Raw genomic sequence first — 12,997 nt, 5'->3', positions numbered from 1 at the left:
ATCGCATGAATGCTCCTTCCGCTCTCGTCATCGGCGCCGGCATCGTCGGCCTGTCCATCGCCCGCGCGCTCGCCGTGCGCGGCCATCGCGTCACCGTGCTGGAGCGCTTTGATCGCGCGGTCGGCGCGTCGGTGCGCAACTTCGGCATGATCTGGCCGATCGGCGTGCCCAACGGCGCGGCCTACGAACGCGCGCTGCGTTCGCGCGCGATCTGGCAGGAACTGATCGAACAGGCGCGGCTGTGGCACGACCCCTGCGGTTCGCTGCACCTGGCCTATGCGCAGGACGAGTGGGACGTGCTGGCGCAATACGCGCAGGCCAATCGCACGCGGCGGCCGTGCAGCCTGCTCGATCGCGATGCGGCGCTGGCGCGTTCGCCGGCGTTGGTTAGCGAGGGCCTGCGCGGCGCGCTGTTCAACCAGGACGAGATGATCGTCGATCCGCGCGAGGCGCTGCGCACGATCCCGGCGTATCTGCACGAACGCCACGGCGTCGAGTTCCATTGGCGCACGCCGGTGACCGCGGTCGACAGCGGCCGCGCCTGGTCGGGCACCCGGCGTTTCGATGCCGATCAGGTGTTCGTGTGCAGTGGCCCTGAGTTCGAACAGCTCTATCCGGAACTGTATGCCGCCGCGCCCTTGACCCGTTGCAAGCTGCAGATGATGCGTCTGGCGCCGCAACCCGACGGTTTCCGCCTCGGCGCCGCACTGTGCGGCGGCCTGTCGCTGGTGCATTACGCCGGTTTCCAGCAAGCCGCCGACGTGGCGCCGCTGCGCGCCCGCTACGAGGCGCAATTCGGCGACCTGATCGAACTGGGCATCCATGTGATGGCGGCGCAGAACGGCCACGGCGAGATCACCGTCGGCGATTCGCACGCCTACGCCCACACCCACGATCCGTTCGACGAACACAGCATCAACACCAAGGTGCTCGACTACCTGGCCCGCTTCGCGCGCCTGCCCGACCCGCGCGTGATCCAGACCTGGCACGGCATCTACCCCAAGCTGACCGACGGCAGCAGCGAATTCGTCGCGCAAGCCGCGCCCGGCGTGACCATCGTCAACGCGGTCGGCGGCGGCGGGCTGGGGATGACGTTGAGTTTCGGCCTGGCCGAGGAGATCGTCGATGGCCGCTATGCGGCCGGGATTCGGGATTCGGGATTCGGGATTCGGAAAAGCGGGTCGCTGGCGGCCGGGTGAGGCCGGGAATCGGGAATGCGGAGTCGGGAATCGTAGGAGCGGTTCGCTGGCGGCTGGAAACAGACGTCGGAATTCGGACGCATCGGCTTCGGCTTCGGCTTTAACCGATTCCCGACTCCCGATTCCCCATTCCCGGCCCCAACCATCCAATCGCGGGCTATGGCGTCCTGATCCGCCATAGCCCGCTGCGCCCGGTCCGCTGGCTCCCCCAACCGGACCAGCCGCTTCCCGCCAGCGGCCGCGCATGGCGCGGCGCTACCGACCGCCTCGACGTCCGTGTCGATGCGGGGCGGGCGGCATTTCCCTATGCCTTTACCGGTCCGTCGCACTGGCGCCCGGCCTCCGTCCGTGAGGCCCACAGGGGAGCCACGGAACGCCTGCGCCTGGCCCGACGGACCTGAACCTCGTTGCCGACCTCGGCGACGGCGCGCCGCCGGGTCCGCGGATCCGCCGCACCGCGCCACGACCGGGAGCGTGCCGTTCGTGACGCGATGCGGTGGAAATCTCCGGCGGCTAGCGGCCGCCGCCTTGACCTTCGACGATCGCGCCGGGCATCGATTCGATGGTCTTGATCAGCAGTTCCTGTTCGCGGTTGAACCCTTCGATACGGTAGCGCTCGCGTAATTCGCGCACGCCGGCTTCGGCGGTGACCAGCGCGGCGGACAGCAAGCAGTGGCGGATCATCGCAATGGCGACCTCGTGAGATGGATCGACCGCGTCGGCCGGCGCGGGTACCGAACCCGGTCCCCGCGCGCCGACGCGCCCCTGTCGACGATGCCCCGTCGCCACATCGGCCGACGGCGGCCGGGAGGGGCCAAGCACGGCGAACGGTGCAACGGGGACGCATTCCATTTACCGCCCTGGCACGCGGATTTGCGAGGAACGATCCGGGACGGAATCGGGACACGGCGGGAAGATTTCGCCGCACCACGGCCCTGTCATCGCGGTCGATCGCCAAGCCGATCACAGCTCATTCGGACCTGCGTCTGATTAGTGCCGAAACGTTCCCGCTTTGTGCCCGTGAATTGCTTGGACCCGGTGGCGCGCGGTTCGTAGGCTGGCCGCTCCTGATGCACTCGCCACAGGGGGCGATCATGCGTACGACACTCAAGAGTTTGGTTCTGGCCGCGGCATTGGTCTGCGGCAGCGCGAGCGCGCACAACACCGACGGCACCTGCGGCGTGGAAGGCGCGCAGATGGTGATGGTCGGATCGTTCAGCTTCACCTCGCGCGACCTGATGGCCTACGCCGAACAGAGCCAGTCCGGCGGCGGCGTGTGCACGCCCAAGAGCTGCGGCATCGTCGACGATCATTGGTCGGTCGCGACCAAGCGTTCGTTCGATTACTGCGAACAGATCGCGCCGGGCAGCGTGGCGCTGGTGACCTCGCCGGCCAGCTATAACGACCCGCAGTTGCACCACACCGCTTACAGCTTCGGCCCGGGCACGCCCGACCTGCAGGGGGTGTGCATGATCTGCAGGCTCCCCTCGCCCAGCAGTCCGATCAAGTTGCCGGCGCGCAGCCCGTAACCGCGGGTCAATCGACCCCGCGAACACCGAGTAAACCGCGCCGCCACCCGCTGGTGGGTCAACCGCTGTCGGGGCAGGGAACGCTCACACCAGCGCGTGGCGTCGCGTATAGGCCAGCACGGCGTCGACATGGCGCTGCAGTTCGCCGCGCACCGATTCGTCCAGGCTGCATTCGGCCAGCACGTAATAGCCCGAGCGCAGCACGTCGCGCCAACGCGGTTGCCGCGGCAGCTTGGACAGGCTCAGGTAGCGCTCCATAGCACGCGCGCGCAGGCGGCCGTCGTCGACGGTGACCCGCCAGATCCGGCTCTTCTCGGCCAATTCCAGCCGGCCCTGGCCGGTGCTGCGTTCCCAGGCTTCGACCACGGCGAGCATCAGCTCGACCAGCGCGCGCCGGAACGACTGGCGCAGCTCGTCGTCGTCGGCCAGCGCCGGCGGCTCGGCGCTGAGCGGCTCCACGCTCAGCGCTTCGTGTTCGGCGCCGTCGGCCGCGGCCGAAGCGACGCCGGTGGCCGAAGCGGCCGGCTTGAGACCCAGCACGATCAGGCCCTCGCCCTGCCCGCTTTCGCTGAGCTGGGCGCTGAGGGCATCGCGGCGGGCGCCGAGGCGGAAATCGAAGCGCTGCGAGGCTGAGGATTCGTCCAGCCGCTCCAGCGCCTGGGCGAAGCGGTGCGCGCCCGGTTCGTCGAGCAGTTCGCCGAACGCGCGTCCCGACAACGCGCTGGCGCCGGGGTGCTGGAGCAATTCACCGGCGCTGCGATTGGCCGCGAGCACATGCCCGGCGACATCCAGGATCAGCACCGCGTCGTCGCGGCTGTCCAGCGCGGCCTGCAGGCGCGCGCGATCGACGCCGAGATCGGCGGCGGCGCGGCGGTAATACTCGACCTCCTCGGCCAGACGCGCACGCCGCGCCGCTTCGGCCACCCGCACCCGGTGCTGGCGGCGCAGGAAGAACACGGTCAGCCCGAGCAAGGCCGCCAGCGCCGAGACCACGGTCAGCCACAGCGCCAGGGTTCGCTGCTTCAGGCTCAGCGCGCGGACCTGGTTCTCGGTCGCCAGCGCGGCGATGGTGCGGTCGCGTTCGGCGGTCTCGAAGCGCAGCTGCAGCCACTTCATCTCGCGGTCGTAGCGCGCCTCGCGCAGCGCGCGCGCGGCGGCTTCGGAATCGCGCAACGCGGCCAGCGCGCGCGGCCATTCGCCCTGGGCCTCGAAGTCGTCGGCCAGTTCGGCCAGCAACGCGGGCCGGTCGCTGTCCTGCGGCGCCAACGCGGCCAGCGCGGCCTGCACCCGAACCTGCGCGGCGCGCGCCTGCCCGCGCAGGCGGTCGCCGCGCGCGGCCTGCAATTGCAGCGGCGCCGGCACCGCGGTGCCGGCCTGCGCGGCGATCGCCAGACCGCTGTCGGTCCAGCGCTTGGCCTGGGTCAGGTCGCCGCGGGCGATCGCGGCGCGCCCGAGTTCGGCGTGAACGCGCAGCAGATAGGTGCGGTCGCCGGCCTTGTCGAGCTCGCCGCGCGCCTGCTCCAGCAAGGTCTGGCCGCGGCCGATCTGGCCGGCGTCGAGCGCCAGCACGCCCTGGCTGGCGAGCACGTGCGCGGCTTCGACGCGGTTGCCGGCGCGCAGGAATTCGGCGCGGGCCTGATCGTAATGGCGCACCGCGGCGTCGGTGTCGCCGAAGTCGCGGTACAGGTCGGCGATGTTGTTCAAGGCCGGGCCCGAATCGCGTTCGGGCAGGCTGCGCTGCAGTTCCAGGCTCGACATCAGCGCCTGCAGCGCGCCGCGGTAATCGCCGAGCCGGCGCAGGGTCGAGCCGATGTTGTTCCAGATCTTCGACTGCGCCGGGCGGTCTTCGCGATGCTGGGCCAGTTGCAGCGCCTGCTTGAACTTGGCCAGCGCCTCGACCTGGCATTCGTTGCGGTAATCGATCACTCCGCGACGGCGCAGCAGTTCGTAGTCGAGCGCGCCGCCGGCCTGGCCGCCAGCGCTCGCCTGGGCGCAATCCAGCGCCGCCGAGGCCTGGACGAAGTCGCTGCGATGCTGGAATTCGATGCTGCGCGCGTACAGCGCTTCCAGCACCGAGGCCTCGCCGCGACCGGGCTGGATACCGAAACGGCGCTGGCATTCGGCCGGCGCGGGCAGTGGCGCCGCGGATGCCGGCAGGCAGCGCGACGAGGAATCGACGGGCGCGGCGGCACCGGCGCCTGGCGCCATGTCCGACCCCGCCGCGGGGCCCATCGCCGCCACCGCCAACGACCAACTTCCCGCCCACACCGCAACCACCCAACGCTTCGTCCTGTGTTCGCCCACGCCCCGCTCCCGGCTGCCGCAGAGCGCAGCTTTGCCGATCCTGGCGCGGAGCGAAAGCGAGGGTTGCGCTGGTCCAGCCTTGGCCGCCGCTCCAGACCGGCCATTCCGCGCAGGCCGTCACAGTCGCGACGGCCTGCGCGGGCGGTCCGGATCTAGCCGATCCGGACCGCCGCGACCTCAGCGCTCCAGGCTCAGATGGACCCGATCGGCGAACGCGTCGCCGTTCGCATTGGCATGCTCAAAACGGATTTCGACCTCGGCCCATTGCGCGTCCTTCGGCACCGCGCCAGTGAGCTCGTAATTGCGCAGCGCGCCGCTGCCGCCGGCCGGCGCAAGTTCGAACGCGCTGCCGGCGTACAGCGCCTGCAGGCCCGGCCAGTTCGACGCGTTGATCGCGGCCGGATAACCGGCGTCGGCGCGATCGAGCACGCGGTCGTAACGCAGATACTCGCCCGGCTTGAACAGATACGACTTGCCGCTGGCGAAGTTCAACGCGCCCGACCAGTACGCCGGCCAGTAGCCCGTGCCCGGCCAGGTGCTTTCCGACAGATACGCCGGGTAATAGGCATCGGCGCGATCGCTGTCGAGGTTGTAGCGGATGTACTGATCGCCCTTGAACAAATACAGCTTGGTGCGGCTGACGAACATCGCCGCGTCGAGATCGCGCGCACCGCCGGCGAATTTCTCCAGGCCCGGCCAATGACCGGCGATCGGCAAGGGATAACCCGGATCGGCCGCGCCCGCGGCGAGGTCGTAACGCAGGTACTGCGCGTCCTTGAAGAAATACACCTTGCCGTTGCCGGCTTCGAACACCGCATCGAGATCGCGCGCGCCGCCGGCGAACCGATCCAGGCCCGGCCATTGCGTGGCGATCGGCTGCGGATAACCGCTGGCGACGCGATCGGCGGCGATGTCGTACTTGTAGTAATCGCCGCCGCGGAACACATGCCCGGTGCCGCCGGCGCCGAAGCTCGCCATCCCGCGCAGATCGTAGAAACGCAGCAGCACCCGCGCGCGATGGCCGCTGGCGGCGCCTAGGTCGGCCGACAGCTTGAAGCGCGCTTGGGTCAGATCCAGACCACGCAGATCGACGCGCTGGCTCAGCGTATTGCTCTTGCCGGTATCGCGACCGATAAACAGATTGCGCCCGCCTCCGGTCAGCGGCGCCGGCAACCACGTATAGCGCGCGTACTCGACGACTTGTCCGCCGCGGCCCTTGCGCCAGCCCGGCACGTCACTGTCGTAGCCGCGATCTTGGCGACCGACGGAATATTCCGCGTCACCGTTGGCGAGCAGGTTGACCCCGAACGTCGGCGCGGCCTCGCGCGCGGGACGCTGCATCGGCCGGCCGTCCAGACCCGCGGGAATCGCCAATCCCAGATGCGCGAGGATGCTCGGCGCGACGTCGACCTGGCGTGGCGCCAACCGCAACGGCTCCAGGCCGAGCTTGGGCACCGACTCGCCGCTGAAGGCGATCAGCGTCTTGCGGTCTTCCGGCGTGTTGTGACCGTGATGAATCGAACCGCCGTGGTCGGTGCCGACGATGATCAGCCAATCTTCGTTGGCGTAGTTCGGCCGCGCGCGCAGCGCGGTCATCAGCTTGCCGATCGATGCGTCGACGCCGCGGATCGCATTGGTGTAACCGCTCGCATCGCGATTGAAATAGCTGCCGGCATGACCGGCGCCGTCGGGTTCGTTGAAGTCGAGCAACAACACGTCCGGACCGGCGCTCTGGCCGAGCAGTTGCAGCGCCTTGCTCAACACGTTGGCGTCGCTGCCGGCGTTGTACACCGTGTCCACGCCGGTCCACGGTAGCTGCGTCGCCAGCGGCGACCACGCCAGCGCGGCGGCGGTGTTCTTGGTCGGCGCGATGCGCTCGATCCGGCTCAGAACGTCCGGCCAGTCGGCGTAGTTCTTGCCGCTGAAACTGTTGTCGTAGACGCCGTGCTTGTCGCGCTCCACGCCGGTGAACAACGACGACCAGCCCGTGCCGCTGATAGCGGTATCGGCGGTGAGGCCTTCGCGGCTAAGGTAGCCGTCGGCGACCAATGCATCGAGATTCGGCGTGGCGACCGTGCCGTAGACATCGCCGCGAAAACCGTCGGTGCCGATGAACAACACCTTGGGCGTCTTCGCCAGGGCCGGCGCAGCGAGCGCGCAGGCCAGGGCTAACGTGGTGAAACGCAAACTGCGACGGGACATTGCGAGGCTCCTGCGGTGAAAGGAGCCGAGAGCCTAGGCCACGCTTGCGCGCGCGCATGTGACCCAAACCGCGCAACGCGCGCGGCCGGGCCGCTGTCTGTCACGTTTCGGTCATCACCATCAGCTGCACCCAGTCGCCGGCGAACGAAGTCACCCCGAACTGCACCGGCACGCCCTGCGCATCGACATTGAGCGAATGCACGCACAGCACCGGCCGCCGGGTCGATTGGCCGAGCACGCGCGCGACTTCGGCGCCGGGCAAGCGCGCCATCACCGAGGTGTGCTTGCGCAGGTAATCGTGAACGCCGAACTCGGCCAGGGTGCGGGTCACCGACAACTGCTCGGCGAACACCCGGTCCAGGCCCGGAAAACGCGTAGCGGGAAACCAGGCCTCGCTGTGATCCACGGTGCGGCCCTCGACTTCGCTGGAATAGACCACGCGATGCACACGCTCGCCCGAGATCAGTCCCAGCGAGCGCGCGACCTGGCGCGGCGGCGTCTGCAGGCCGGTTTCGATCAGGCGGTAGCGGCTTTCGACGTTGAGATCGTGCATCGCCTTGCCGAATCGCGTGCGGCGACCGATCGGGTAGTGATACGGATGCTCCTGGACGAAACTGCCGCGGCCGGTTTCGGTGCGAAGGAAACCGCGCTCCTCCAGCGCTTCGATCGCGCGCCGCACGGTGTGGCGGTTGACCCCGAAGCGCTTGGCCAGATCGAACGCCGACGGCAGCCGGTCGCCTTCGCTGAGCGCGCCGGAGCGGATCTGCTTGAGCAGGGCGGTTTCGATCTGCTGCCACAGCGGTTGCGCGGCGTCGCGTTGGGTGAGGTTCTCGATCGGGTCGGCGGGCGCCGCCTCGACACCGGGCGGATCGACGGATGCCGTCGCGGCATTGCGCCCCTGCTTGAGCCCGGCCTGCTTTAACTCAGTGTGTTTGAACCCAGTGGCTGTCACACAACCTCCATCTGCGCTTGCTTGACTAGACAGGTCGAGTACCGCACCCGTGGCCATGAGAGCGCGTACGCGTTGCACGGCCATGACAAATTCCGCCCTTCCGCTACCGGACGCCCACCGCAATGCCCGACCTGTTGCTCGACAACGCCCGCCTGGTAATGCCCGACGCGATCGTGCATGGCCATCTGCGCATCGCCGAGGGCGCGATCATCGAGATCGGCGAAGGCCGGATCGCCCACGCCGCGGCGATCGACTGCGACGGCGATTACCTGCTGCCCGGCCTGGTCGAGCTGCACACCGACAATCTGGAAAAGCATCTGCTGCCGCGCCCGGGCGCGCATTGGCCGGCCGCCGCCGCGCTGCGCGCGCACGACGCGCAACTGCTCGCCGCCGGCATCACCACCGCGCTCAACGCGATCTCGGTCGGCGAAGAGGACGCCGAGGAGGCGGTCGATCCGCTGCAAGTGCTGAGTGCGCTGGCCGCTGCGCGCGCCGCCGACAGCCTGCGCATCGAACACGCCGTGCATCTGCGTTGCGAACTGCCCTGCCCCGATCTGGCCGAGCGTTTGCAGCCCTTGCTCGCGACGCCCGCGCTGCGTTTGCTGTCGTTGATGGATCACACCCCGGGCCAGCGCCAGTTCCACGACCTCGAACGTTACCGCGCCTACAGCGCGCGTCACGGCAATACCCGCGACGACGACCAGTTCGACGCGCGCGTGCGTCATCTGCAGGATCTGCAGCGCGGTCACGCCGATGGCAACCGGCGACGGGTGATCGCATTGGCGCTGGAACTCGGATTGCCGCTGGCGAGCCACGACGATTCGGAGTTGATCCACATCGCCGAAGCGGTCGAAGCCAAGGCCTGCATCGCCGAATTCCCGGTCAACCTCGCCACCGCGGTCGCCGCGCATGCGGCCGGGCTGCAAGTGTTGGCCGGCGCACCGAACCTGGTGCGCGGCGGTTCGCACAGCGGCAACGTCGCCGCGGCCGACCTCGCCCGCGCGGGCGTGCTCGATGCGCTGTCGTCGGATTACGTGCCCGGCAGTTTGTTGTTGGCGGCGTTCCAGCTCGGCAACTGGGAATCGATCGGCCTGGCGCGCGCGGTGGCGATGGTCACGCGTACTCCGGCGCGCGCGATCGGTTATGACGATCGCGGCGAGATCGCGGCGGGGCAGCGCGCGGATTTGCTGCGCGTGCGCGTGGTCGATGGATTGCCGCAGGCCGACGCGGTTTGGGTGCGGGGTGAGCGGCGGTATTGAGATCCGCCATCACCCGCACCGCTACGCTTGTCTCCCTCTCCCGCTTGCGGCGACCGAAGGAAGTGCAGAGCTGAGAGGGCTGGGGTGAGGGCACGAAAGCTATCGATGCATCCACCGCAACCCGTACACCCTCACCCTAGCCCTCTCAGCTCTGCACTTCCTTCGGTCGCCGCAAGCGGGAGAGGGAACCGATCGTGTCGTTCAAAACAATCTGAATCCGGCTCCCCGAACGACCCACTAGACAGGTACGCCACGCGGTCCGTCCCGCGCGCGCAAGCCTTCATCTGCGACCGTTGTAATGCCGTCATCACGCCGCACCGTGGCGCGCAATGCACGAGACCCCGATGACTACCCCGATCCGCACGCCCCTGGCGCTGGCCCTGCTCGCCGCGCTGTCGATGACGACGCTCGCGCCGATCGCGCAGGCCGCAACCGCGCCGACCGCCAACGCCGATGCCGCCGCGCCCCAAGCCGACGACACCCACGCCACCGCCAACCTCGCCGCCAGCGGCGCGCCGCTCGACAGCGGCGCCGGCGACCCGGCCACGCTCGACACGATCTCGGTGGTCGGTCATCGCGAAACCCGTCAGGTCCAGCGCATCGGCAAGGCCGAACTGCAGGCGGTCGCGCTCGGCACCAACCCGGTCAAGGTGCTCGAGAAACTGCCCGGCGTGCATTTCGTATCGTCCGATCCGTGGGGCAGCTACGAATGGTCGAACCGCATCGCGATCCGCGGTTTCGCCCAGAACCAGCTCGGCTACTCGCTCGACGACATCCCGCTCGGCGACAACAGCTACGCCAACAACAACGGCCTGTCGCCCAATCGCGCGATCCTGCCGGAGAACATCGCCGAACTCGAACTCGCCCAGGGCGCCGGCGCGCTGCGCATCCCGTCGACCAGCAATCTCGGCGGCGCGCTGCTGCTGCACTCCTCCGACCCGCAAAGCCAGTTCGGCGCGCGCGCCAACTTCGCCTACGGCGACAACGCGACGATGCGCGCCTTCGTGCGCGTCGACACCGGCGAGCACAACGGCTTGCGCGCGTACGTGTCGGGCATGAACAATCAGGCCGACCGCTGGAAAGGCGCCGGCGTGCAGGAGCAGCGGCAGTTCAACGGCAAGGCCGTGTATCAATGGGACAACGGCCGCATCGCCGCATGGTTGTCGACCTCCCGCCGCAATGAAACCGACGATCCGGATCTGTCCCTGGACCTGATCCGCCGCTGCGGCTACGACTGGGACAACTACGCGCCCGACTGGCAGCGCGCCCTGGCCGCCGCCAACGGCAAGTTCAGCGGCTGCGTGACCACCAAGGACGATGCGTACTACCTCGCGCGCGGCCTGCGCAATGACGATCTGGCCAGCATTTCGGGCGAATTCGATCTCAGCGAAAACCTGCGCGTGGACGCGACCGCTTATTACCATCGCAACGAAGGCCAGGGGCACTGGTTCACCCCGTACATCAGTTCGCCGACAATTCCGATGGCGCTGCGCATCACCAGTTACGACATCGAACGCAGCGGCGTGAACGCGCGTGCGAGCTATCAGCTGGAGCATCACACCCTCGAAGGCGGCGTGTGGTTCGAAGACAGCGTGCACGGCGCCGGCCGCAGTTTCGTCAACATCGCCGGGCCGATCAACGATGAGCGTTTCTTCGATCAGAACGAATTCGCTCAGCGCCTGTTCCGCCAGCGCTTCGACACCCGCACCCGGCAGTGGTTCGTGCAGGACACGATGCGCTGGTTCGATGAGCGCCTGACCGTCAGCGCCGGCTTCAAGGGCCAGGACGTGGTCACCGACGGCGCCGTCGTGGTCGCCGGCCGCGCCGGCGGACGCTTGCGCACACGCGACAACTTCCTGCCGCAGCTCGGCGTGGCCTGGAGCTTGAACGACCACAGCGATGTGTTCGCCAACTACGCCGAAAACCAGGCCGCGTTCCGGCCCGGCGTCAACGGCGCCTGGTCGCTGACCCAGGCTTCGTTCGACCTCAGCCGCGCCAGCGCCAAGCCCGAACAATCGAAGACTCTGGAACTGGGTTGGCGTTACGGCGACGACCAGTACCAGGTATCGACCACCTTGTACGGCGTCAACTTCGACGATCGGCAACTGGTGATCGTGCCTTGCCCCGGCGTGGTCAGCTGTCCGAACCAGTTCGCCAACGTCGGCAAGGCGCGCACGCTCGGCGGCGAGTTCGCCTTCGTGTGGACGCCGACCGCGCAGTTCCGCTGGCTCGCCAGTTACGCCTACAACGATTCGCAGTACCGCTCGAATTACCTCAGCAGCGGCAAGCTGGTCGAGGTGCGCGGCAAGCAGATGGTGGATACGCCGAAGCAGTTGTTCGCGACCGAAGTGAGCTACGGCGTGGGCGAAGTCGAGCTGCGCCTGGGCGGCAAGTACACCGGCCAGCGTTACTACACCTACAGCAACGATGCCGGCACCGACGCGTTCTGGCTGTGGGATGCGGGGGTGAGCTGGCAGCGCAAGGATGTCGGTCAGATTCAATCGCTGCGGGTCGGGCTCAATGTCTACAACCTGCTCGACAAGACCTACATCGCCACGCTCGGCAGCAACGGGTTTCGCGATTACGACCCGAAGGGGACGTTCCAGACCTTGCTGACGGGTGCGCCGCGGCAGTGGTTCGTTTCGGTGGAGGCTAAGTTCTGACGAGGGCCCTCACCCCGGCCCTCTCAGCCCTGCACTCCCTTCGGTCGCCGCAAGCGGGAGAGGGAGAAAAGCGCAAAACCCGATCGCCCGCCTTTAGCCCCTCTCCCGCTTGCGGGAGAGGGGTTGGGGTGAGGGCCACCATAAGCACAGCCCAGATCGCCTAAAATGCAGCCCCGTCCCATCGCCCGGCCCGCATGCCCCAGCCGCTCCCCCGCATCGCCGTCCTCGCATCGGGCCGCGGCAGCAACCTGCAGGCCGTGCTCGACGCCATCGCCGTCGGCACCCTCGCGGCCGAGGTCGTCGGCGTGTTCTCCGACAAACCCGGCGCGGCCGCGCTGCAGCGCGTGCCCGAGCCGTTGCGCTGGTCGGCCAGCCCCAAGACCTACCCCAATCGCGACGCCTTCGATGCCGATCTCGCGCAAGCGGTCGCGGCGGTGCGTCCGGACTGGGTCCTCTGCGCCGGCTACCTGCGCATCCTCGGCGGCGCCTTCGTCGAACGCTTCCGCGGCCGCACCCTCAACATCCATCCCTCGCTGCTGCCCAAGTTCCGCGGCCTGCACACCCATGCGCGGGCAATCGAGGAAGGCGAGCGCGAACACGGCGCGAGCGTGCATTTCGTGATTCCGGAGCTCGATGCCGGTGGCGTGATCGCACACGCCGTGGTCGCGATCGATGCCAGCGATACACCCGAATCCTTGTCGGCGCGCGTACTCGGTGTGGAACACCCGTTGTTGCTGGCGGTGATGAGACTGGCGGTCGACGGCCGTCTGGCTGAACACGGCGCAACCGTGGCCCTCGACGGTCATCCGCTATTTACGCCGCTGCGTTTAGATTTCGCCGGCCGATTGACCCATCCAACGACCGGCATCGCGGCCTGAACGCCGCGGCC

At 68.5% G+C, this 12,997-nt stretch carries 9 protein-coding genes; 5 read left to right on the top strand and 4 right to left on the bottom strand.

Annotated elements, in window-relative coordinates:
- Window positions 1–5: 5 nt before the first annotated feature.
- Window positions 6–1,199, top strand: coding sequence for a TIGR03364 family FAD-dependent oxidoreductase (locus AC3A4T_RS13535; protein WP_487675856.1), 1,194 nt, complete (start codon window positions 6–8; stop codon window positions 1,197–1,199).
- A 513-nt stretch (window positions 1,200–1,712) separates the two neighbouring features.
- Here the strand turns inward: AC3A4T_RS13535 and AC3A4T_RS13530 are convergent.
- Window positions 1,713–1,883, bottom strand: a complete 171-nt coding sequence (locus AC3A4T_RS13530) for a hypothetical protein (protein ID WP_487675855.1) — start codon at window positions 1,881–1,883, stop codon at window positions 1,713–1,715.
- 410 nt (window positions 1,884–2,293) lie between these two features.
- On the opposite strand from AC3A4T_RS13530, the gene AC3A4T_RS13525 reads away from it, so the two are divergent.
- Window positions 2,294–2,728, top strand: coding sequence for a hypothetical protein (locus AC3A4T_RS13525; protein ID WP_487675854.1), 435 nt, complete (start codon window positions 2,294–2,296; stop codon window positions 2,726–2,728).
- 84 nt (window positions 2,729–2,812) lie between these two features.
- On the opposite strand, the gene AC3A4T_RS13520 is transcribed toward AC3A4T_RS13525, so the two are convergent.
- The 3 genes from AC3A4T_RS13520 to phnF form a co-directional block, all read right to left on the bottom strand.
- Window positions 2,813–4,936: a tetratricopeptide repeat protein gene (locus AC3A4T_RS13520; protein ID WP_487675853.1), complete on the bottom strand. Its 2,124-nt coding sequence runs from the start codon at window positions 4,934–4,936 to the stop codon at window positions 2,813–2,815.
- 273 nt (window positions 4,937–5,209) lie between these two features.
- Window positions 5,210–7,234 (bottom strand): hemopexin repeat-containing protein, encoded by a 2,025-nt coding sequence (locus AC3A4T_RS13515; protein ID WP_487675852.1) that lies wholly within the window; start codon window positions 7,232–7,234, stop codon window positions 5,210–5,212.
- 100 nt (window positions 7,235–7,334) lie between these two features.
- Window positions 7,335–8,186, bottom strand: a complete 852-nt coding sequence (gene phnF, locus AC3A4T_RS13510) for a phosphonate metabolism transcriptional regulator PhnF (RefSeq protein ID WP_487675851.1) — start codon at window positions 8,184–8,186, stop codon at window positions 7,335–7,337.
- Window positions 8,187–8,308: 122 nt separating this feature from the next.
- On the opposite strand from phnF, the gene AC3A4T_RS13505 reads away from it, so the two are divergent.
- From AC3A4T_RS13505 to purN, 3 genes are all read left to right on the top strand, one after another.
- A complete protein-coding gene (locus AC3A4T_RS13505; RefSeq protein ID WP_487675850.1) occupies window positions 8,309–9,445 on the top strand; it encodes an alpha-D-ribose 1-methylphosphonate 5-triphosphate diphosphatase in 1,137 nt (378 codons plus the stop codon).
- A gap of 344 nt (window positions 9,446–9,789) precedes the next feature.
- A complete protein-coding gene (locus tag AC3A4T_RS13500; protein WP_487675849.1) occupies window positions 9,790–12,108 on the top strand; it encodes a TonB-dependent receptor in 2,319 nt (772 codons plus the stop codon).
- Between the two features lie 194 nt (window positions 12,109–12,302).
- On the top strand, window positions 12,303–12,986 hold the full coding sequence (gene purN, locus AC3A4T_RS13495) for a phosphoribosylglycinamide formyltransferase (RefSeq protein WP_487675848.1): 684 nt from the start codon (window positions 12,303–12,305) through the stop codon (window positions 12,984–12,986).
- The last annotated feature ends 11 nt before the right edge of the window (window positions 12,987–12,997 follow it).

The organism is Lysobacter sp. Soil_N_51, from assembly GCF_057655755.1.
Note: the sequence above shows the minus strand (reverse complement) of the source record. Positions and strands in the feature narration are given on the sequence as shown.

What these genes read in the sequence shown, in the direction of transcription:
- AC3A4T_RS13535 (WP_487675856.1), top strand. Translation starts at nt 6, where the DNA reads ATGAATGCTCCTTCCGCTCTCGTCATCGGCGCCGGCATCGTCGGCCTG.
- AC3A4T_RS13530 (WP_487675855.1), bottom strand. Translation starts at nt 1,883, where the DNA reads ATGATCCGCCACTGCTTGCTGTCCGCCGCGCTGGTCACCGCCGAAGCC.
- AC3A4T_RS13525 (WP_487675854.1), top strand. Translation starts at nt 2,294, where the DNA reads ATGCGTACGACACTCAAGAGTTTGGTTCTGGCCGCGGCATTGGTCTGC.
- AC3A4T_RS13520 (WP_487675853.1), bottom strand. Translation starts at nt 4,936, where the DNA reads ATGGCGCCAGGCGCCGGTGCCGCCGCGCCCGTCGATTCCTCGTCGCGC.
- AC3A4T_RS13515 (WP_487675852.1), bottom strand. Translation starts at nt 7,234, where the DNA reads ATGTCCCGTCGCAGTTTGCGTTTCACCACGTTAGCCCTGGCCTGCGCG.
- AC3A4T_RS13505 (WP_487675850.1), top strand. Translation starts at nt 8,309, where the DNA reads ATGCCCGACCTGTTGCTCGACAACGCCCGCCTGGTAATGCCCGACGCG.
- AC3A4T_RS13500 (WP_487675849.1), top strand. Translation starts at nt 9,790, where the DNA reads ATGACTACCCCGATCCGCACGCCCCTGGCGCTGGCCCTGCTCGCCGCG.
- purN (WP_487675848.1), top strand. Translation starts at nt 12,303, where the DNA reads ATGCCCCAGCCGCTCCCCCGCATCGCCGTCCTCGCATCGGGCCGCGGC.